Annotated in this window: 17 protein-coding genes, 1 tRNA gene and 1 other RNA gene; 13 read left to right on the top strand and 6 right to left on the bottom strand. The window is 51.4% G+C overall.

Going from position 1 to position 20,472, the window contains the following annotated elements; genetic code table 11:
- Positions 1–11: 11 nt before the first annotated feature.
- Together OGX98_RS02500 and OGX98_RS02495 are read right to left on the bottom strand one after the other, a co-directional pair.
- Positions 12–1,028 carry a LacI family DNA-binding transcriptional regulator gene (locus OGX98_RS02500; RefSeq protein ID WP_048223036.1) on the bottom strand — a complete coding sequence of 339 codons (1,017 nt, stop codon included), beginning with the start codon at positions 1,026–1,028 and terminating at the stop codon, positions 12–14.
- 112 nt (positions 1,029–1,140) lie between these two features.
- Entirely contained in the window at positions 1,141–1,803 is a 663-nt protein-coding gene (locus OGX98_RS02495; RefSeq protein ID WP_045448680.1) for an OmpA family lipoprotein, read from the bottom strand.
- A gap of 161 nt (positions 1,804–1,964) precedes the next feature.
- On the opposite strand from OGX98_RS02495, the gene OGX98_RS02490 reads away from it, so the two are divergent.
- Positions 1,965–4,298, top strand: coding sequence for a molybdopterin guanine dinucleotide-containing S/N-oxide reductase (locus OGX98_RS02490; RefSeq protein ID WP_286594778.1), 2,334 nt, complete (start codon positions 1,965–1,967; stop codon positions 4,296–4,298).
- Here OGX98_RS02490 and OGX98_RS02485 read toward each other — a convergent pair.
- Positions 4,267–4,707, bottom strand: a complete 441-nt coding sequence (locus OGX98_RS02485) for an N-acetyltransferase (RefSeq protein ID WP_045448678.1) — start codon at positions 4,705–4,707, stop codon at positions 4,267–4,269. The two genes, OGX98_RS02490 and OGX98_RS02485, sit on opposite strands and share 32 nt — an antisense overlap.
- The gene (tag, locus tag OGX98_RS02480; RefSeq protein ID WP_045448677.1) at positions 4,704–5,267 is read right to left on the bottom strand and encodes a DNA-3-methyladenine glycosylase I; all 564 of its coding nucleotides are present in this window, start codon (positions 5,265–5,267) and stop codon (positions 4,704–4,706) included. The genes OGX98_RS02485 and tag overlap by 4 nt, the downstream gene beginning before the upstream one ends.
- Positions 5,268–5,426: 159 nt before the next feature.
- Here tag and OGX98_RS02475 point away from each other — a divergent pair, with 159 nt between their 5' ends.
- The 12 genes from OGX98_RS02475 to OGX98_RS02420 all read left to right on the top strand — a co-directional run bounded on the left by OGX98_RS02475 (position 5,427) and on the right by OGX98_RS02420 (position 17,468).
- The gene (locus OGX98_RS02475; RefSeq protein WP_045448676.1) at positions 5,427–6,131 is read left to right on the top strand and encodes an autotransporter outer membrane beta-barrel domain-containing protein; all 705 of its coding nucleotides are present in this window, start codon (positions 5,427–5,429) and stop codon (positions 6,129–6,131) included.
- A gap of 250 nt (positions 6,132–6,381) precedes the next feature.
- Positions 6,382–7,584 (top strand): L-lactate MFS transporter, encoded by a 1,203-nt coding sequence (locus OGX98_RS02470; RefSeq protein ID WP_286594777.1) that lies wholly within the window; start codon positions 6,382–6,384, stop codon positions 7,582–7,584.
- Positions 7,585–7,796: 212 nt separating this feature from the next.
- Complete coding sequence (gene eptB / locus OGX98_RS02465) at positions 7,797–9,488, top strand: kdo(2)-lipid A phosphoethanolamine 7''-transferase (RefSeq protein WP_286594776.1); 1,692 nt, start codon at positions 7,797–7,799, stop codon at positions 9,486–9,488.
- A 91-nt stretch (positions 9,489–9,579) separates the two neighbouring features.
- A tRNA-Pro gene (locus OGX98_RS02460) sits at positions 9,580–9,656 on the top strand.
- A 32-nt stretch (positions 9,657–9,688) separates the two neighbouring features.
- Positions 9,689–9,821: non-coding RNA, RtT sRNA (locus tag OGX98_RS02455), on the top strand.
- Positions 9,822–10,241: 420 nt separating this feature from the next.
- Positions 10,242–10,478 (top strand): hypothetical protein, encoded by a 237-nt coding sequence (locus OGX98_RS02450; protein WP_162604169.1) that lies wholly within the window; start codon positions 10,242–10,244, stop codon positions 10,476–10,478.
- A complete protein-coding gene (gene dppA / locus OGX98_RS02445) occupies positions 10,393–12,000 on the top strand; it encodes a dipeptide ABC transporter periplasmic-binding protein DppA (protein WP_045448670.1) in 1,608 nt (535 codons plus the stop codon). The genes OGX98_RS02450 and dppA overlap by 86 nt, the downstream gene beginning before the upstream one ends.
- A gap of 162 nt (positions 12,001–12,162) precedes the next feature.
- The gene (dppB, locus tag OGX98_RS02440; protein ID WP_045448668.1) at positions 12,163–13,182 is read left to right on the top strand and encodes a dipeptide ABC transporter permease DppB; all 1,020 of its coding nucleotides are present in this window, start codon (positions 12,163–12,165) and stop codon (positions 13,180–13,182) included.
- A gap of 9 nt (positions 13,183–13,191) precedes the next feature.
- Positions 13,192–14,094 carry a dipeptide ABC transporter permease DppC gene (gene dppC / locus OGX98_RS02435; protein WP_045448666.1) on the top strand — a complete coding sequence of 301 codons (903 nt, stop codon included), beginning with the start codon at positions 13,192–13,194 and terminating at the stop codon, positions 14,092–14,094.
- A gap of 10 nt (positions 14,095–14,104) precedes the next feature.
- Positions 14,105–15,088 carry a dipeptide ABC transporter ATP-binding protein gene (dppD, locus tag OGX98_RS02430; protein ID WP_286594775.1) on the top strand — a complete coding sequence of 328 codons (984 nt, stop codon included), beginning with the start codon at positions 14,105–14,107 and terminating at the stop codon, positions 15,086–15,088.
- Positions 15,085–16,089, top strand: coding sequence for a dipeptide ABC transporter ATP-binding subunit DppF (dppF, locus tag OGX98_RS02425; RefSeq protein ID WP_045448662.1), 1,005 nt, complete (start codon positions 15,085–15,087; stop codon positions 16,087–16,089). The genes dppD and dppF overlap by 4 nt, the downstream gene beginning before the upstream one ends.
- Positions 16,090–16,265: 176 nt before the next feature.
- The gene (locus OGX98_RS02420; RefSeq protein WP_045448660.1) at positions 16,266–17,468 is read left to right on the top strand and encodes a sigma-54 interaction domain-containing protein; all 1,203 of its coding nucleotides are present in this window, start codon (positions 16,266–16,268) and stop codon (positions 17,466–17,468) included.
- A 33-nt stretch (positions 17,469–17,501) separates the two neighbouring features.
- Here the strand turns inward: OGX98_RS02420 and OGX98_RS02415 are convergent, their stop codons facing one another.
- Both OGX98_RS02415 and megL read right to left on the bottom strand, forming a co-directional pair.
- Positions 17,502–18,800, bottom strand: a complete 1,299-nt coding sequence (locus tag OGX98_RS02415; RefSeq protein WP_045448658.1) for an SLC5/6 family protein — start codon at positions 18,798–18,800, stop codon at positions 17,502–17,504.
- Positions 18,801–18,917: 117 nt separating this feature from the next.
- Positions 18,918–20,114 carry a methionine gamma-lyase gene (megL, locus tag OGX98_RS02410; protein ID WP_045448656.1) on the bottom strand — a complete coding sequence of 399 codons (1,197 nt, stop codon included), beginning with the start codon at positions 20,112–20,114 and terminating at the stop codon, positions 18,918–18,920.
- Between the last annotated feature and the right edge of the window lie 358 nt (positions 20,115–20,472).

Here is a 20,472-nt window from a genome sequence, read left to right as displayed (position 1 = left end):
ACGAAGGAAATTTAGCGGGCGGTGGAGCCGCGAACGATCAGTTCACCGGAGAAAACCTGCTCCTGAATGGCATCGGATCCACCATTAATCCGGCGCACAACCTGCTCTACGGCGGTATAACCAATCTGCCACGTCGGCTGTTTCAAAGTAGTAATGCCCACGCCTGCCAGCTCGGCCCATTCCAGCTCATCAAAACCGAGCAGGCCGATGTCGCTGCCCCAATTGAGGCCAATCCGCTTCAGTGCGCGGGCAACCTGTAGCGTGAGGGCGCCGTTGGCTGAGATAACAGCTTTGCGCATTCCCCGATGTTGTTGGTGAAACTGGCGCAGCGTGTCATCCAGTTGCATATTTTCCGCCAACGGGACTTCGGCATTTTCTGCGATGACGCCAGGGTATTGTGCCAGCGTCGCGCGAAAGGCACTCAGGCGCTCGCGGCGAGTATTAACCATGCCTAAAGGTTCGCTGAGAAACAGAATAGCTTCAAAACCTTGTTCGACCAGGTGCTCAGTGGCGACCGTTGCTGCCTGAGTGTTATCGAGCCCGACCATGTCGCAGGCGAAATCAGGGATTTTACGGTCAATTAGCACCATCGGTAGTGCGGACTGTTGCAGGCGGTTTAACCCCTCTTCACGCATGCCTACAGCATTCACCACAATTCCTTCAACCTGGTAGCTTCGCAGCAGGTCGAGATAATGCAGTTCCTGATCCACTTCGTTGTTGGTGTTACAGACCAGAGGGGTAAAACCTTTTTCGCGACAGGCCGCTTCAATACCGCTCAGGACATTAACGGAGTAGGGATTGGTAATATCGGCGATAATCAGTCCGATCAGACGGGTACGGCCATGTTTCAGACCTCGCGCCATCAGGCTGGGGCGATAGTCGAGATCGGCAATGGCTTGTTCAATACGGGCCAACAGCGCGTCGGATAGCAGATGTTTCTCACCGTTAAGGTAACGTGAAATGCTGGTCTTACCCGTTTTAGCGGCTTTTGCCACATCGCTGATGGTTGGGCGTGCTGATTTTGCCATTAAGGTTCCCTCGCCAGAAAGTGAGAACACCTTAACGCGAAAATTGACGATGGCAAGTGCTTCCTGCCGGACGTAGGCCGGGCAAGGCGGAGCCTCCACCCGGCGCATACGTTTACTGGATTGGGCTTAAGGTGATCTCTACACGACGGTTCTGTGCTTTGCCTTCGGCGGTGCTGTTGCTGGCGATCGGGTTCGCCGGGCCCATACCACGGGTGCGAATACGGTTTGCTTCCACACCCTGAGTGATCAGGGCACTGGCTACGGAGTCAGCACGCTGTTGTGACAGGCGCATATTCAGATCCTGGCTGCCGGTGCTGTCAGTAAAGCCTAATACGTTTACTGCGGTTTTATTGTACTCTTTCAGCACCATTGCCACGCCGGTAAGGGTGTTTGCCCCTGCTGGTTTCAGGTTGGCGCTACTGCTGTCGAAGGTGACGTTATTTGGCATATTCAGAATGATGTTATCGCCACTGCGCGTCACGCTTACGCCAGTTCCCTGCATTTTTTCGCGTAGTTTCGCTTCCTGCACATCCATGTAATAACCAATGCCACCACCAACAGCAGCGCCTGCTGCTGCACCAATCAGCGCGCCTTTGCCGCGATCTTTCTTCGACGAGGAGAGCGCGCCAATGCCAGCGCCAACAAGCGAACCAATGCCCGCACCCATGCCGGATTTACCCGCTTCGCGCTCACCGGTATATGGGTTTGTTGTGCAGCCAGAAACTGCCAGGGCGCCGCTCACGATGGCAGCAATCACAAATACACGTTTCTTCATCTCAATTCCTTAATGACTTTTTTCTTCTTTACCACAGCGACCGTGGCGGATGATTATGACGTGTGAACATGAAGAAAATTCCAGGGAAGACTCTGAAATTTGTAAGTAACATTGAACGGCATAATAAATATCCCCGTCACATCGCATTCAGGAGTGCCATCTTGGCTAATTCACCCGCACGTTACTCGGTATTAACCGCCGCACACTGGGGACCCATTCTCGTGGAGACAGATGGCGATACCGTGTTCTCCTCCCGTGGCGCACTGCCCACATCCCACCCCAACTCTTTGCAAACCGTTGTGTGCGATCAGGTACACAGCAAAACGCGGGTGCGTTTTCCTATGGTACGTAAAGGGTTTCTCGCCTCGCCAGAGGCTCCGCTGGGCGTGCGTGGGCAGGATGAGTTTGTCCGCGTAAGCTGGGATGACGCGCTGAATCTTATTCATACGCAGCATAAACGCATCCGTGAGAGCTACGGACCTGCTTCGATTTTTGCCGGCTCGTATGGCTGGCGTTCAAACGGTGTGTTACACAAAGCATCAACTTTGTTGCAGCGTTACATGGCGCTGGCAGGGGGGTATACCGGGCATCTGGGGGATTACTCTACCGGGGCTGCACAGGCCATCATGCCGTATGTGGTGGGTGGAAACGAAGTTTACCAGCAGCAGACCAGCTGGCCGGTGGTGCTGGAACACAGCGATGTGGTGGTGTTATGGAGCGCTAATCCGCTCAACACTCTGAAGATTGCCTGGAATGCCTCTGACGAACAAGGGCTGGCGTACTTTGAGGCATTGCGAAACAGCGGCAAGCGGTTGATCTGCATTGATCCTATGCGATCGGAAAGCGTCGATTTCTTCGGTGACAAGATGGAATGGATAGCCCCACATATGGGGACCGACGTTGCGCTGATGCTGGGGATTGCGCATACGCTGGTGGAGAACGGCTGGCATGACGAGGCCTTCCTGGCTCGCTGTACTACCGGTTATGAACGGTTTGCTGATTATCTACTGGGGAAAACCGATGATATGGCCAAAACAGCAGAGTGGGCAGCGGATATTTGTGGAATTCAGGCGGTGAAAATACGCGAACTTGCCGAAATATTTCACCAAAATACCACTATGTTGATGGCTGGATGGGGTATGCAACGCCAGCAGTATGGTGAGCAAAAGCACTGGATGATTGTCACACTTGCCGCCATGCTCGGCCAAATTGGCACTCCTGGCGGAGGGTTTGGCCTCTCGTACCATTTTGCTAATGGCGGTAATCCGACACGTCGCGCTGCTGTCCTGGCCTCGATGCAGGGGAGCGTAAAAGGCGGCACCGATGCGGTGGATAAAATTCCGGTGGCGCGTATTGTCGAAGCGCTGGAGAACCCCGGAGGTTTCTATCAGCACAACGGTATGGACAGACATTTTCCCGACATCCGTTTTCTCTGGTGGGCGGGCGGAGCAAACTTCACCCATCACCAGGACACGAATCGCCTGATCCGTGCCTGGCAAAAGCCAGAGCTGGTGGTTATCTCGGAGTGTTTCTGGACTGCGGCAGCCAGGCACGCCGATATTGTATTACCCGCAACGACCTCTTTTGAGCGCAACGATTTAACCATGACCGGGGATTACAGCAATCAGCATCTGGTGCCGATGAAACAGGTTGTTGCGCCGCGTGATGAAGCACGCAATGATTTTGATGTTTTTGCCGAACTGAGCGAGCGCTGGGAGCAAGGCGGTTACGAACGGTTTACGGAAGGCAAAAGCGAGCTGGAGTGGCTGGAGACTTTTTACAACATTGCCGGGCAACGCGGTGTCAGCCAGCAGGTGACGTTGCCACCATTCACCGAATTCTGGCAGGGAAATACACTCATCGAAATGCCGGAAGAATCAGCCAATGCGCAGTTTATCCGTTTTGCCGATTTTCGCCGAGACCCGCATAAGTATCCATTGAAAACGGAGAGCGGAAAGATCGAAATTTACTCGCAGAAGATTGCGGGTTACGGCTATGCAGATTGTTTGGGACACCCTATGTGGCTGGAGCCGGATGAATGGTTCGGGAATGCTGAACCCGACCAGTTGCAGGTGCTTTCAGCCCATCCGGCACACCGTTTGCACAGCCAGCTGAATTACAGTGCGCTACGTGAGAAGTATGCGGTAGCAGATCGGGAGCCAGTGACAATTCACCCACAGGATGCGCAAGCGCGTGGCATCGTGGATGGCGATACGGTCAGAGTGTGGAATCATCGCGGCCATATTCTGGCCGGTGCGGTGGTGACTGAAGGCATTAAAGCTGGAGTCATTTGTATTCACGAAGGTGCCTGGCCTGATTTAGATCTGTCTGCCGGGGGGATCTGTAAAAATGGTGCGGTGAATGTACTGACCAAAGATCTCCCCAGCTCAAAGCTGGGGAACGGCTGCGCGGGTAATACCGCGCTGGCGTGGCTCGAAAAGTACAGCGGGCCTGCGCTTGCGCTTACGGCGTTTGATCCGCCTGCCAGCTCATAATCCATGTTGGATGGTGAGTCTCTTCCTGCCATGCGCTGTCTTCTATTCGAAAACCCAGCGCATGGTAGAAATTCACCGCAGATTGATTCTTCTGGTAGACCTCCAGGCTGAGTAATGAAAAGCGCTGTTGCACATACTGCACCAGCGCTTTGCCGATCCCACTTCTGATGGCGGCAGGCTCAACAAACAGTGCGCCCAAAAAGCGTTCTTCAATCACGCTGGCGAAGCCTTTTAGCACACCGTTTTCCTCCCATACCCAGGTTTGTGCGGCTGGCAAATAGACATCGCGTACAACGGACTCACTTTCGCGCCAGTAGCGTTCATCGATAAAGGGGTGGGCATAAATAGTGCTTTCCATCCATAGCGCCAGAATCGGTGCAAGATCGTCAGCCTTTGATTCGCGAATCATGTAGATCCTCCCGGGTAACAAATACAACCGGTGACATGGTCGTTAACCAGGCCGCAGGCCTGCATAAAGGAGTAACAAATAGTGGTGCCAACAAACTTGAACCCGCGTTTTTTTAATGCCTTAGAGAGTGCGTCAGACGCAGGAGTGGAGGTGGGAATTTCGCTCAGACTGGCGGCGCGCGTCACCTGCGGTTGATTATTGACGAATGACCAGACGAACTCGTTAAAGGGTTCACCGTTTTTCTCCATCGCCAGGTATGCACGCGCGTTGCCAATAATGGCCTGAATTTTTCCGCGATGGCGAATAATGCCGGCATCCATTACCAGCCTTTCTACGTCATCTTCGGTCATTGCTGCAACGGTTGCTGGCTCGAAGTGGTGAAAAGCGTGGCGATAGTTTTCCCGCTTCTTCAATACGGTGATCCACGACAATCCGGCCTGCTGTCCCTCCAGACAGATCATCTCGAACAGCTTTTTGCTATCGTTTTCGGGGACGCCCCATTCCTTGTCGTGATAGGCAATGTAAAGTGGATCCTGACTGACCCAGCCGCAACGCTGCATATTCTTCCTCGCTGTTTTTACTGGCGTAAAAAATTCATTCGGCCCGCCTTGACGCGCCAGCTAAAAAGACAATATTTAATACAGGGCCTGATGTGCCCGATATCCTTCACACAATGACAATAATATCGCCGAATTCGGCTCTTTTCTGGAGTCGCGTTGATGATTATAAGAAACAGTAGTGGTCGCCAGAGGTTAAGCTTTCTGGTGAGCGTCGTAGTATGTGCATTGTCCACCAATACCGCATATGGCTGGCAACAAGAATATATCGTTGATGCTATGTCAGGTCATACGGCTGAACGTTATACATGGGACAGCGATCACCAACCGCGTTATAACGACGTACTGGAAGAGCGCATTCGCTCCACTCAGAACGTAGCAGGACCGGTGATGAATATGGCGGACCAAAAGACTCTGGATGCAACCAGCGGTATGAGCATGGGCTGGAATTTTCCCCTGGCCAGGCAGGTAACTACTGGTCCGGTTGCTGCCCTGCATTATGACGGTTCAACAACCTCTACCTATAACGAGTTTGGTGACAGCGCGACCTCTGTGACACAAATCGATCCGCTGTGGCATGCCAGCGTGAGTACAGTTGGCTGGCGGGTAGATTCGCAGTTTGGCGATGTTAGACCGTGGGCGCAAATCAGCTATAACCAGCAGTTTGGCGAGAATATCTGGAAGGCGCAGTCTGGCCTCAGCCGTATGACGGCAGCGAGCCAGGACGGTAACTGGCTGGATGTCACCGTGGGGGCAGATATGCTGCTCAACCCGCACATGGCTGCTTATGCAGCGCTCTCTCAGGCGGAAAAAAGTACAAATAATAGTGACTATATGTACACCATGGGGGTGAGTGCCAAATTTTAACCAGATGATGCGTAACCAAAACAACTTTTTTACATATTTAGATCAATAATCGCACGCCTTCCAGCGATAGTGTGTACTAACTCATGCGAGAAAACTCAGTCCCCCGACTTTTTGTCTAGTCATTCATTCCGCAATCCAGGCATTTCATTCCGTCCTGATGGCATCTCATGCCTTTTTCTCCCTGCATAAACTGCACTTCGTTATGGTTGTCAGCAGAGAATTTCCCTTTTGTTTATGCAGGAAGACTGCCATGAAAACTTCTGATTATCAGCGTACCCGCTGGCTAACACTTATCGGCACTATCATTACCCAATTTGCCTTAGGTTCTGTTTATACCTGGAGCCTGTTTAATGGCGCGCTCTCCTCTAAGCTGGATGCGCCTGTCAGCCAGGTCGCATTTTCCTTTGGCTTGCTGAGCCTGGGCCTGGCGATTTCTTCTTCTGTCGCCGGTAAACTTCAGGAACGTTTTGGCGTGAAACGCGTCACCATGGCATCCGGTATCCTGCTGGGCGTGGGCTTTTTCTTAACGGCACACTCAGACAGCCTGATTATGTTGTGGCTGAGCGCAGGGGTATTGGTCGGCCTGGCGGACGGCGCTGGATATCTGTTAACGCTTTCTAACTGCGTAAAATGGTTCCCTGAGCGTAAAGGGCTGATTTCCGCCTTTGCTATCGGCTCTTATGGTCTGGGCAGCCTCGGGTTTAAATTTATCGACACCCATTTGCTGGCCACCGTTGGACTGGAAAAAACGTTCATCATCTGGGGTGCAATTGCGTTGGTGATGATTGTCTTTGGTTCCACGCTGATGAAAGATGCACCAAATCAGGAAGTGAAGTCAGTAAATGGCGTTGTTGAGAACGACTACACCCTGGCACAGTCCATGCGTAAACCACAGTACTGGATGTTGGCAGTGATGTTCCTGACAGCGTGTATGAGTGGTCTGTATGTGATTGGTGTGGCGAAAGATATCGCACAAAGCCTGGCGCATATGGATGTGGCGACGGCGGCCAATGCGGTAACGGTGATTTCTATCGCTAACCTGTCAGGTCGTCTGGTGCTGGGTATTCTGTCTGACAAAATTTCCCGTATTCGTGTTATCACCATTGGTCAGGTTGTTTCTCTGGTCGGTATGGCGGCACTGCTTTTCGCTCCGCTTAATAGCACGACCTTTTTTGCAGCGATTGCCTGTGTGGCGTTTAACTTTGGTGGCACCATTACCGTGTTCCCGTCACTGGTAAGTGAGTTCTTCGGCCTGAATAATCTGGCGAAAAACTATGGTGTTATCTACCTTGGCTTTGGGATCGGCGGCATTTGCGGTTCAATCATCGCCTCGCTGTTTGGCGGCTTCTATGTGACCTTCTGTGTTATCTTCGCGCTGCTTATCATCTCACTGGCGCTGTCTACCACCATTCGTCAGCCACAGCGAAGCGTATTTACCGAGGCGCACGCCTAATCTTATTTAGTCGTCTGATTAATACACGGCGCATATATTTACAAAAATATGTGCGCTGTTTGCATTCTCCATAAGCACTTTTGCTCCCTCCTGTGGTCTACTTACCCGCGCTTGTAGACATTTCATCTCTGCTGTTGTCGCATCTTTCACCTGTCTGGTCTGATTGACCGTTGCACAGGGTGTTTTTATCCCGATTTCCAGGTTTTTTTTGCATGAGATATATTAAGTCGATGACGCAGCAAAAGCTTAGCTTCTTGCTTGCGCTCTATATCGGTCTGTTTATGAACTGCGCAGTTTTTTATCGCCGATTCGGCAGCTTTGCGCAGGAATTTACCGCCTGGAAAGGAATCTCTGCGGTCGTTGAATTAGCTGGCGCGGTGCTGGCGACCTTCTTTTTACTTCGTATTCTCTCTTTATTTGGTCGACGCGTCTGGCGTGTACTGGCCACCTTTGTAGTGCTTTGCTCTGCAGGTGCAAGCTATTACATGACCTTCCTGAATGTGGTGATTGGTTACGGCATTATTGCCTCGGTAATAACCACAGATATTGATTTATCGAAGGAAGTTGTGGGCTGGCATTTCATCGCCTGGCTGGTTTCTGTCAGCGTTTTTCCTTTGCTCCTGATCTGGAGTAATCGCTGTCGTTACACCCTGTTAAAACAGGTCCGTACGCCAGGACAAAGGTGGCGTAGCGTGGCCGTGGTCGTGCTGGCTGGCCTGATGGTGTGGGCACCGATTCGTCTGCTTGGTATGCAGCAGAAAACAGTTGAACGCGAAACGGGAATTGATTTACCCAGCTACGGCGGCGTAGTGGCGAACTCCTATCTGCCTTCAAACTGGCTTTCCGCGCTTGGATTGTATGCCTGGGCACAGGTTGATGAGTCTTCAGATAACAAATCGTTGATGAATCCGGCGAAGAAGTTTACCTACGTTGCACCAAAGAATATCGATGATACTTATGTCGTCTTTATTATCGGTGAAACGACGCGCTGGGATCACATGGGTATTTTTGGTTACGAGCGAAATACCACCCCAAGACTGGCTCAGGAAAAAAACCTCGCGGCATTCCGTGGCTATTCGTGTGATACCGCAACCAAGCTTTCACTGCGCTGTATGTTCGTACGTGAGGGTGGGGCAGACGATAACCCGCAGCGTACTCTGAAAGAACAAAACATCTTTTCCGTTCTCAGTCAGTTAGGGTTTAGTACCGATCTTTACGCGATGCAAAGTGAGATGTGGTTCTACAGCAATACGATGGCGGAAAACATCGCCTATCGTGAGCAGATTGGCGCTGAACCACGGAACCGTGGCAAAACGGTTGACGATATGCTGCTGATTGATGAGATGCAGCAATCCTTAAAGCAGGATGATAATGGCAAGCATCTGATTATTCTGCATACCAAAGGATCGCACTTTAACTACACGCAGCGCTACACCCGCGATTATGCCCAATGGAAGCCAGAGTGTGTCGATGTTGATAGCGGCTGCTCGAAGGCGCAGATGATCAACTCGTTTGATAACTCGGTGACCTATGTTGATCACTTTATTACCAAAGTGTATGACCAGTTGCGAGATAAGAAAGCGATAGTGTTCTACGCCGCGGATCACGGTGAGTCGATTAACGAGCGTGAGCATTTGCACGGTACGCCGCGTAAAATGGCTCCGCCAGAGCAGTTCCGCGTTCCCATGCTGGTGTGGATGTCTGACAAGTATCTGGAAGATCCCGAGCATGCGAAGGCGTTTGCCCACCTGAAGCAAGAGGCCGATATGAAGGTGCCGCGTCGCCATGTGGAACTGTATGACACCATTTTAGGTTGCCTTGGTTATACCTCGCCAAATGGTGGTATTAACGAGAACAATAACTGGTGTCGTATCCCGGACGAACAGAAGGCTACGGCTCAGTAACGGGGCTGCTGACTTTCTCGCCGATCGAATGCCATTTTGTGACGTAGGGATTGACGGGCGCGCACCTGCGCAGTAAGATGCGCCCCGCATTCGGTGATTGGCGCAGCCTGGTAGCGCACTTCGTTCGGGACGAAGGGGTCGGAGGTTCGAATCCTCTATCACCGACCAAATTTAAAACCCTGCTCAACGAGCAGGGTTTTTTGCATTTGTAGCCGTGAGGATGAGAACCTCCGGGGGCAAGAGGTTCGACTCGAGCAGCGCGAGAGAACGTTGCAACAGCAACGGCCCGCAGGGCGAGGCACGAAGTGGCGAGTAGTCCTCTATCACCGACTAATAACTTACCTTCATTTCATCTGCAAAAATTGTGCACCACTTCCCACTGACAGTTAACGATTCTGTGACATATTCCATTGTCTTTTTTTATATTAGCTTGAATCTTTTTTTGCGTTACTTATGGCTGAACCTAGCATTTTCCGCTGTGCGTTTTAACGTTCATGGTATTAATCGCTCAGATATGCAGCATTAATTTAGAAATTTTTCATAATCTGCATAAATGTTAATCACCAAATGTTGCTAAATATGAAGATATTTATTCTGGCATAGTGCGCGTAGCACAAATTTCCCTGCTGAAAATATCAGTCTGCACTTTTTTTAATCTTTGTTTGCGAATTCTCACCCTTGGTGTAAATCACGGTTACCTGTATTGACGTTTTCACATTCTGTTGACAGATTGTAGGGCATGAGGGGCATTTCATGGAGAATCCGCACTGCAACTCAGTCGCTTATGTGAACGGAATCCCTATCCTCTTAACGCCGACCCGGCCGGGTAAAAAACAAAAAAGGCCAGGCGGTGCAAACCCACTGCAAAGGGTAAAACAACAAACATCACATTTGGAGCAGAAGAATGAGTATTTCCTTGAAGAAGTCAGGGATGCTGAAGCTTGGTCTGAGCCTGGTGGCTATGACCGTCGCAGCAAGCGTACAGGCTAAAACTCTGGTTTATTGTTCAGAAGGATCTCCTGAAGGCTTTAACCCACAGCTTTTCACCTCTGGTACCACTTATGACGCCAGCTCAGTGCCGATTTATAACCGCCTGGTTGAATTCAAAACTGGTACGACTGAAGTTATTCCGGGCCTTGCTGAGAAGTGGGAAATCAGCGAAGACGGTAAAACATATACCTTCCACCTGCGTCAGGGTGTGAAGTGGCAGGACAATAAAGAATTTAAACCAACGCGTGATTTTAACGCCGATGACGTGGTGTTCTCTTTCGATCGTCAGAAAAATGCTCAGAACCCGTACCATAAAGTGTCTGGCGGCAGCTATGAATACTTCGAAGGAATGGGCCTGCCAGACCTGATAAGCGAAGTGAAGAAAGTTGACGATAAAACCGTTCAGTTCGTGCTGACGCGTCCTGAAGCGCCGTTCCTTGCGGACCTGGCTATGGACTTCGCCTCTATTCTTTCCAAAGAATATGCTGACAACATGCTGAAAGCGGGCTCCCCGGAGAAAGTGGATCTGAACCCAATCGGTACCGGTCCGTTCCAGCTGCAGCAGTACCAGAAAGACTCCCGTATTCTGTATAAAGCATTCGAAGGCTACTGGGGCACCAAACCGCAGATCGACCGTCTGGTCTTCTCCATTACGCCTGACGCTTCTGTGCGTTATGCCAAACTGCAGAAGAATGAGTGCCAGGTAATGCCATACCCGAATCCGGCTGATATCGCACGTATGAAGCAGGATAAAAACATCAATCTGATGGAGCAGGCGGGTCTGAACGTTGGCTATCTCTCTTTCAACACCGAGAAGAAACCGTTTGATGACGTGAAAGTCCGTCAGGCGCTGACCTACGCGGTGAACAAAGAAGCAATCATCAAAGCCGTTTATCAGGGTGCAGGTGTTGCTGCGAAAAACCTGATCCCACCAACTATGTGGGGCTACAACGATGACGTTAAAGACTACAGCTACGATCCAGAGAAAGCCAAAGCGCTGCTGAAAGAAGCGGGTCAGGACAAAGGCTTCACTGTTGAGCTGTGGGCAATGCCGGTACAGCGTCCGTACAACCCGAACGCACGCCGTATGGCTGAGATGATCCAGGCTGACTGGGCGAAAATTGGCGTTCAGGCCAAGATTGTCACCTACGAGTGGGGCGAGTACCTCAAGCGCGCCAAATCTGGTGAGCACCAGGCCGTTATGATGGGCTGGACCGGCGACAACGGGGATCCGGATAACTTCTTCGCTACGCTGTTCAGCTGTGCAGCAGCGAAAGATGGTTCCAACTACTCTCGCTGGTGCTACAAGCCGTTTGAAGATTTGATTCAGCCGGCGCGTGCGACCGACGATCACAATAAGCGTATTGAACTCTACAAACAGGCCCAGGTGGTGATGCATGACCAGGCTCCGGCACTGATTATCGCTCACTCCACCGTATATGAGCCGGTGCGTAAAGAAGTCAAAGGCTATGTGGTTGATCCATTAGGCAAACACCACTTCGAAAATGTCTCTGTCGAATAATTAAAAGCAAGCCAGGCCGCGTTACGTACCGTTAAGTCGGACCCGCGTAACGCGATCTGGCAGTAATGCTTTATCTCCTTCTCGCTTGAGGGGGAGATAAGATTTGTGAGCAATACAGACGTGCTGTCACCAGGCTGCACGTCATTAGAGAGAATCCGGGTTATGTTGCAGTTCATTCTCCGACGTTTGGGACTCGTCATCCCCACGTTTATCGGTATCACTCTTCTCACCTTTGCCTTCGTCCATATGATCCCCGGTGATCCGGTGATGATCATGGCAGGTGAACGTGGTATCTCCCCTGAGCGCCATGCTCAACTCTTAGCTGAACTCGGTCTGGATAAGCCGATGTGGCAACAATACCTCCATTATATTTGGGGGGTGATGCATGGCGATTTGGGTATCTCACTGAAAAGCCGTTTACCGGTGTGGGAAGAGTTTGTGCCTCGCTTTAAAGCGACGCTGGAGTTAGGCGTCTGCGCCATGATTTTTGCTACCGCAGTGGGAATTCCAGTCGGTGTACTCGCTGCTGTTAAGCGTGGTTCCATTTTCGACCATACCGCAGTTGGCCTGGCGCTGACCGGTTACTCCATGCCTATCTTCTGGTGGGGCATGATGCTGATCATGCTGGTCTCCGTGCAGTGGAATCTGACGCCTGTTTCCGGGCGGGTAAGCGACATGGTGTTCCTTGATGATTCCAATCCACTCACCGGTTTCATGCTGATCGACACCGCCATCTGGGGTGAAGAGGGCAACTTCATTGATGCCGTGGTGCATATGATCCTGCCTGCGATGGTGCTGGGGACAATTCCGCTGGCGGTGATAGTGCGTATGACCCGTTCGTCAATGCTGGAGGTGTTGGGTGAAGATTATATTCGCACTGCTCGCGCCAAAGGTTTGACGCGGATGCGTGTAATCATCATTCATGCGCTGCGCAATGCCATGCTGCCCGTCGTGACCGTTATCGGCCTGCAGGTCGGTACGCTGCTGGCAGGGGCAATCCTGACCGAAACCATATTTTCGTGGCCGGGTCTGGGGCGCTGGCTGATTGATGCGTTGCAACGCCGCGATTATCCGGTTGTGCAGGGCGGCGTATTGCTGGTGGCGACGATGATTATTCTCGTCAACCTGCTGGTAGACCTGCTGTACGGCGTGGTGAACCCGCGTATTCGGCATAAGAAGTAAGGGGCCATCATGTCACAGGTTACTGAAAATAAAGTTATTACTGCACCGGTGCCCATGACCCCGTTGCAGGAGTTCTGGCACTATTTCAAACGCAACAAAGGTGCGGTTGTTGGGTTGGTATACGTTGTTGTGATGATCCTGATTGCGGTCTTTGCAAACGTCCTCGCGCCGTACAACCCGGCTGATCAGTTCCGCGATACGCTGCTGGCTCCGCCTGCATGGCAGGAAGGCGGTACGATGGCGCATTTGTTTGGTACGGATGACGTAGGGCGCGATGTGTTGTCTCGCCTGATGTACGGTGCTCGTCTGTCGCTGCTGGTCGGCTGTCTGGTGGTAGTACTCTCCTTGATGATGGGAGTGGTCCTGGGGCTGGTTGCGGGCTACTTCGGCGGTATTGTTGATAACATCATCATGCGCGTAGTGGATATCATGCTGGCGCTGCCGAGCCTGTTACTGGCGTTGGTGCTGGTAGCGGTATTTGGTCCGTCTATCGGTAACGCCGCGCTGGCGCTGACGTTTGTGGCATTGCCACACTATGTGCGTCTGACGCGCGCCGCCGTACTGGTGGAAGTCAACCGCGACTATGTTACCGCTTCCCGTGTGGCGGGGGCCGGAGCGATGCGCCAGATGTTCGTTAATATTCTTCCTAACTGTCTTGCGCCGCTGATTGTTCAGGCGTCGCTCGGCTTCTCTAACGCCATTCTCGATATGGCCGCGCTTGGCTTCCTTGGCATGGGTGCGCAACCGCCGACGCCGGAGTGGGGCACCATGCTCTCCGACGTGTTGCAGTTCGCGCAAAGTGCATGGTGGGTCGTGACCTTCCCGGGTCTGGCGATCCTGCTGACGGTGCTGGCATTTAACCTGATGGGTGACGGTCTGCGTGACGCGCTCGATCCCAAACTGAAGCAGTAAGAGGTTCGAGATGGCGTTATTAAATGTAGATAAATTATCAGTGCACTTCGGCGATGTGGGTTCCGAATTCCGCGCTGTAGACCGCATTAGCTACAGTGTAAACCAGGGTGAAGTGGTTGGCATTGTGGGGGAATCCGGCTCGGGTAAATCCGTCAGCTCGCTGGCGATTATGGGGCTGATTGACTACCCTGGCCGCGTAATGGCTGAGGCGCTGGAGTTTAACGGTCGCGACCTGAAGCGTATCTCTGAGAAAGAGCGCCGTCAGTTGGTGGGCGCAGAAGTGGCGATGATCTTCCAGGATCCGATGACCAGCCTGAACCCATGCTATACCGTTGGCTACCAGATTATGGAAGCCATAAAGGTACATCAGGGTGGTAACAAGAAAACCCGCATTCAGCGGGCGATTGACCTGCTGACGCTGGTGGGCATCCCCGATCCCGCCTCGCGTCTGGATGTTTATCCGCACCAGCTTTCCGGTGGTATGAGCCAGCGTGTGATGATCGCGATGGCGATTGCCTGCCGTCCGAAGTTGCTGATTGCCGATGAACCGACAACGGCGCTGGATGTAACCATCCAGGCGCAAATCATTGAGTTGCTGCTGGAGCTACAGCAGAAAGAAAATATGGCACTGGTGTTGATTACTCACGATCTGGCGCTGGTGGCTGAGTCGGCGCACAAAATCATTGTGATGTATGCCGGCCAGGTGGTGGAAACCGGGGCTGCGCACGATATTTTCCGCGCTCCTCGGCATCCGTACACTCAGGCATTGTTGCGTGCGCTACCGGAGTTTGCCCAGGATAAAGCGCGTCTGGCATCGCTGTCGGGCGTGGTTCCGGGTAAATACGATCGTCCGAACGGCTGTCTGCTGAACCCGCGCTGCCCGTATGCAACGGATAAGTGCCGTAGCGTTGAACCGGAGCTGAACATATTGGGCGACGGTCGCCAGTCTAAATGCCATTACCCACTCGATGATGCCGGGAGGCTTGGGCTATGAGTACGCATGATGCCACCTCGCAACAACCATTGTTGCAGGCAATTGACCTGAAAAAACATTATCCGGTGAAGAAGGGCATGTTCGCTCCGGAGCGCCTGGTGAAAGCGCTGGACGGTGTGTCTTTCACCCTTGAACGCGGTAAAACGCTGGCAGTGGTCGGAGAGTCAGGCTGTGGGAAATCGACGCTCGGTCGCCTGCTGACGATGATTGAAGTTCCAACCGGCGGTGAGCTGTATTACCAGGGACAGGATCTGCTTAAACACGACCCGCAGGCGCAAAAACTGCGTCGACAGAAAATCCAGATTGTGTTCCAGAACCCGTACGGTTCTCTGAATCCGCGTAAAAAAGTGGGGCAGATTCTGGAGGAGCCGTTGCTGATCAACACCTCGCTCAGCAAAGAACAGCGTCGTGAAAAAGCGCTGGCGATGATGGCGAAAGTGGGTCTCAAAACTGAGCACTATGACCGCTACCCGCATATGTTCTCCGGCGGTCAACGTCAGCGCATCGCGATTGCCCGTGGTCTGATGCTTGATCCGGACGTGGTGATTGCCGATGAACCTGTTTCCGCGCTCGACGTATCCGTACGCGCACAGGTACTGAATCTGATGATGGATCTGCAGCAGGATCTGGGGCTGTCCTATGTCTTTATCTCCCACGATTTGTCGGTAGTGGAACATATTGCCGATGAAGTCATGGTGATGTACCTCGGCCGCTGTGTGGAGAAAGGAACCAAGGATCAAATCTTCAATAATCCGCGTCATCCTTATACGCAGGCTTTGCTCTCCGCGACGCCACGGCTGAACCCGGATGACCGCCGGGAGCGTATTAAGCTGACCGGCGAGCTGCCAAGCCCATTGAACCCACCGCCGGGCTGCGCGTTTAATGCCCGTTGCCGCCGTCGTTTTGGTCCTTGTACTCAGCTACAACCCCAGCTTAAAGACTATGGTGGTCAGTTGGTGGCATGCTTTGCCGTCGACCAGGATGAGAACCCACAGCAATAAACGTGGGTTATGACCTGATAACCGGAGCCTTGTGCTCCGGTTTTTTATATCTTTGTTTTTATCCCCACAGTGTGAGGTTATTGGCAGAACATTCTGCCGTGTCGGCTAGAATGTGTTCAGTACTGTAAGCATCACAGAAATATCTACTTCGCAGTTGCTAACTATTTGGAGCAAATGTGGTTACGATACGCTGGGATATTAAAACAATTGACCGCCTGTCTATGGTTGAGGACGTTCTTAAGGAGTTCTCTTTCTGTGACATTAATATCATTTCAATGAAAGTGACGACGGGCAGGATCCTGATTAAGTCGTGGTGTCGTCAACTGCAGGATATTTCTGGCGTTGAATCTCGTTTAAACCAGCGTACTGATATTATTAACGTTGCCTGGCTTTCTGAAGAGATTGCAGGGCTATCGTCACCGGATCTGACTCGCCCGCGTTATTTTTCAGACATTATTTGCAGCAGCCAGAGCATGCAGTTGCTGATTGAAAAGGCGATCAGAATCGCGGATAGCAAATATACCGTTTTAATCCGGGGTGAAACCGGTACCGGAAAAGAGCTGCTGGCCCGGGCTATCCATAATTCCGGGCATCGGCGCTTTTACCCGTTTATTCCCGTTAACTGCTCAGCGTTACCAGAGGCGCTGATGGAAAGTGAATTCTTCGGCTATGAAAGAGGGGCCTTCAGCGGTGCTGACTGCAAAGGTAAAAAGGGGCTGTTTGAAATGGCTGATAAAGGCACCCTGTTTCTGGATGAATTTGGTGAAATGCCGTTGAGTTTACAGGCTAAATTGCTGCGTGTTCTTCAGGATGGTGGGATACGTCGCGTTGGTGGGGCACAAATTATTCCAGTAAATGTGCGCATTATTGTGGCAACCAACGCAAATCTGGAGGAAATGGTCGAACAACGCCTGCTACGGGCCGATCTTTATTATCGTATTAACGTGCTTTCCCTCACCATTCCTCCTTTACGGGAGCGCCCGCAGGATATCAGCCAACTTATTCGCCATTTTGTGCAGAAATACGCAAAGGAATTCCAGCGACGTCTGATTCTGGATAAAGCCTGTTTTGAGGCATTGCATCATCACGCCTGGCCGGGAAACGTTCGCGAGCTGGAAAACACTATTATTCGTCTGATGCTGATGGCGGAATCCGATGTTATTACCAGAGAGGATTTGGGGATGACAAATATGCCATCGGCTAAGCAGGTCCATGCCGAGCGCCCTTTTAAAGAGCAAGTTCAGTACGCTGAGCGTCAGCTAATCGAGCAGATGGTTGAAGAAAATGTTTCGTCGCGGCATATTGCCAAAGCGTTGGGGGTATCTCATACCACGGTACTGAATAAAATCCGCAGCTATCAACTGGAGAGTGTGAGTTAAGCGCCGCCAGGATTTGACGGCGCACAATGCGGACTATTCAATCAGTTTCAATAGCGGTGACAGACACAGCAAAATTCCGTACAGGAGGATAAGCCAGGTTTTCAGCCCGCGTAGTTTTTCCAGTTGCGTCACTTTATAGATCAGGAAAAACGGAATAATGCACGAAACGATACCGTAAAGTGGGCTGCCCATCTGGAAGAATACCAACACCGACACGCGGAATGACACCCAAATAACCAGTGTTGTTACGATAAACGCGCAAATACCCAGAGTTAGCACCAGCGGGTTAATTTTCTCAACGTCGATTACGCGCCCCAGTACGTTAAGAATAATGCCCTTAATCGCTTCATGGAACCCCAGATAAATACCGAAGAATGCAGTCAACACGGCAAAGATATTTAATACCGTTGAGGTAATATGGATGATTTGTCCTGGAATAACCTGAGCCGCCAGTGCCAACGCAGAAATATTCTGCTCGAAGGCCGATACAGCTTCTTCATGGCTAATGGAAAAGGTAAATGAAAACGAGAAGAACAGGATCACCGCAATCAGCGTAATGTAACTGATTCGATGGGTGCGAATGGCCATGCGTGTAGCCAGTATTCTGTCAGACACCCGTTTGCGGTAGGCGATGTTCATTGGGTTCAGCACCTGAATAAACACCGCCGAAAAGAAGCAGAATGGGATGGTCAGCAGTACGTCACGAAAGAACACTGACGCCTCTGGGAACGCACTGATATTGCTAAAATTCCAGTGTGGAACCATCGCAAAACCAAACACAACGATGATACCCACTTTCACCACTACCATTGGACCGGAGATTTTGAATAGCAGCTTCTCCCCACCGGAGGCAATAGCAACCAGTACAGCAAAAATAGCTACTTTATAGATGATCGATTGTGAAAGATCGGCATCAGTCAGCCCGAAGGTTTTTATATATGAAGCGCTGTCAAAAACAACGGATAATGAATATATAAATATACCATGGATAATCATCAGGAAATAAATGACACCGAGAAACACTCCCCAGTTTTTTCCCAGGTAATGACTAATAATATCGGTGTAGTCATTGCAGGTTTCGCTTTCTGATAATGTTTTTAAATAAATATCCTGCACAATATAGGTTGCTGGGTAGGCAATAATAAATGCGACAATAAATACCCAAATACCTGTCAGGCCAATTTGTACTGGCATCAGTACCGTTCCGGCACCAATTGCCATGCCGATGCAGAGTAGCACCCAGCCAAAATCGTATTTCGTGAACGGTATTTTTTGTGAGAATGGTACGGCGGTTGCTGTATTGTTGCTTAATTGTAATGTGTTGTCCTGCATAGAACCCCCTGCCCAAAATACTCACTCTCCCTGAAAAAGGATTGTGCGTATAACCAGGCTGTTGTGCCTTGATTCTCAACGACCTGAACCGAGCGGCGTCGGTTCAGGTCGTAATGGTCAGAATGTTGCCTTTCTGATGGCGTGTTCAAGGTCGTTAATAATATCTTCTGGATCTTCAAGACCTACAGAAAGACGGATAAGTCCGTCGGTAATACCTGCTTTAAGCCGTTCCTCTGGCGCAACGGGCGAATGTGTCATAGACGCTGGGTGCTGAATGAGGGTTTCGGTATCACCGAGACTGACCGCGAGGAGGCACAATTCTACAGAATTGATCATCCGTCTGCCAGCCTCCAGGCCTCCGGCGATTTCGAAGCTGATAATTCCTCCCGGCAGACTCATCTGGCGTTTACCCAGCTCATACTGCGGGTGTGAAGGCAGGCCAGGATAATAAACTCGGGTAATAGACGGATGACCTTCCAGGAAGCGAGCAATTTTTAACGCGTTTTCACAGTGGCGTTCCATACGAATGCCCAGCGTTTTAACACCACGCAGCGTCAGCCAGGCGTTGAAGGGGCTCATACAGCCGCCGGTGATATCCTTCAGCCCGACGAATCGTGCCTGGTCGATAAAATCCTGCTTGCCAACAATGATGCCGCCAATCACGTCTCCGTGACCGTTGATATATTTGGTCACACTGTGCACCACGATGTCGGCACCTAACTGCAGAGGCTGCTGACAGTATGGCGACATAAAGGTGTTATCCACGACCAGCAATGCACCTTGTTGATGGGCTATGCCAGCCACCGTTTCAATATCGACCAGTGAGAGCGTTGGGTTGGCTGGCGTTTCGATATATACCACTTTAGTTTCCGGGCGCATGGCAGCACGGATTTCATCGGGTTTTGCGGCGTCAACGAAGCTCACGTTAATACCGAACTTCGGCATGCTGTGGGACAGAAAAGCATGAGTACAGCCGTAAATTGCACTGGCGGAAACGATATGATCGCCCTGCTGGCACAGGGTCAGCAGTGACGTTGTGATGGCTGAGATACCGGATGCGGTTGCCAATGCGGCGTCGCCTTTTTCCAGTACCGCCAACTTTTTCTCCAGCGCGTCGGTGGTGGGGTTACCCAAACGGGTATAAATGTACCCGGACTCCTCGAGCGCAAAGCGGGCGGCACCTTGTTCGGCGCTGTCAAAAACAAACGTTGAAGTCTGGAAAATAGGCGTACTAAGCGCGCCAGTGGAAGGATCGGGTTGTTGCCCCGCGTGAACGATCTGAGTATTGAATCCGTAAGTACGACAGTCAGACATGATATCTCCTTTAATTCGGAACAGAACAGCTCACACTCAAATAGCAATCGCTGTGCCATAAAATGAACCTATGGATATCAATGCATTAGATAAATCGCTGTTTAGTAAGCTGTCAGGAAAGTTGCCATCTGGCAAAAAACTTTCCAGCCATGAAGGATGTGCGCGTACAAGTCTGATTGCGAAGCTTCACGCAGACTGAGTTATGGTGGGGTGATAGGCCGTAATTGTTGACGTAGAATCCGCGGCAAGCCTGACTCGTCCGGTGAGGCGCAATGTTGCGGGGGCTTGATCCCTGGCGGCATAGGTTGCTGGAAAGAGAAAACCCCCGCACGTTGTTTGGTATAAACCGGCAACATAA

Origin of the sequence: Citrobacter sp. Cm046 (assembly GCF_030333065.1) — a bacterium.
Taxonomy (GTDB): Bacteria; Pseudomonadota; Gammaproteobacteria; order Enterobacterales; family Enterobacteriaceae; genus Citrobacter; species Citrobacter murliniae.
This window is presented reverse-complemented; position numbering and strand designations above follow the sequence as displayed.

Bases quoted from the DNA above. Each gene is read 5' to 3' on its own strand.
- OGX98_RS02500 (WP_048223036.1), bottom strand. From the start codon at position 1,028: ATGGCAAAATCAGCACGCCCAACCATCAGCGATGTGGCAAAAGCCGCT.
- OGX98_RS02495 (WP_045448680.1), bottom strand. From the start codon at position 1,803: ATGAAGAAACGTGTATTTGTGATTGCTGCCATCGTGAGCGGCGCCCTG.
- OGX98_RS02485 (WP_045448678.1), bottom strand. From the start codon at position 4,707: ATGATTCGCGAATCAAAGGCTGACGATCTTGCACCGATTCTGGCGCTA.
- tag (WP_045448677.1), bottom strand. From the start codon at position 5,267: ATGCAGCGTTGCGGCTGGGTCAGTCAGGATCCACTTTACATTGCCTAT.
- OGX98_RS02475 (WP_045448676.1), top strand. From the start codon at position 5,427: ATGATTATAAGAAACAGTAGTGGTCGCCAGAGGTTAAGCTTTCTGGTG.
- OGX98_RS02470 (WP_286594777.1), top strand. From the start codon at position 6,382: ATGAAAACTTCTGATTATCAGCGTACCCGCTGGCTAACACTTATCGGC.
- eptB (WP_286594776.1), top strand. From the start codon at position 7,797: ATGAGATATATTAAGTCGATGACGCAGCAAAAGCTTAGCTTCTTGCTT.
- OGX98_RS02450 (WP_162604169.1), top strand. From the start codon at position 10,242: ATGGAGAATCCGCACTGCAACTCAGTCGCTTATGTGAACGGAATCCCT.
- dppA (WP_045448670.1), top strand. From the start codon at position 10,393: ATGAGTATTTCCTTGAAGAAGTCAGGGATGCTGAAGCTTGGTCTGAGC.
- dppB (WP_045448668.1), top strand. From the start codon at position 12,163: ATGTTGCAGTTCATTCTCCGACGTTTGGGACTCGTCATCCCCACGTTT.
- dppC (WP_045448666.1), top strand. From the start codon at position 13,192: ATGTCACAGGTTACTGAAAATAAAGTTATTACTGCACCGGTGCCCATG.
- dppD (WP_286594775.1), top strand. From the start codon at position 14,105: ATGGCGTTATTAAATGTAGATAAATTATCAGTGCACTTCGGCGATGTG.
- dppF (WP_045448662.1), top strand. From the start codon at position 15,085: ATGAGTACGCATGATGCCACCTCGCAACAACCATTGTTGCAGGCAATT.
- OGX98_RS02415 (WP_045448658.1), bottom strand. From the start codon at position 18,800: ATGCAGGACAACACATTACAATTAAGCAACAATACAGCAACCGCCGTA.
- megL (WP_045448656.1), bottom strand. From the start codon at position 20,114: ATGTCTGACTGTCGTACTTACGGATTCAATACTCAGATCGTTCACGCG.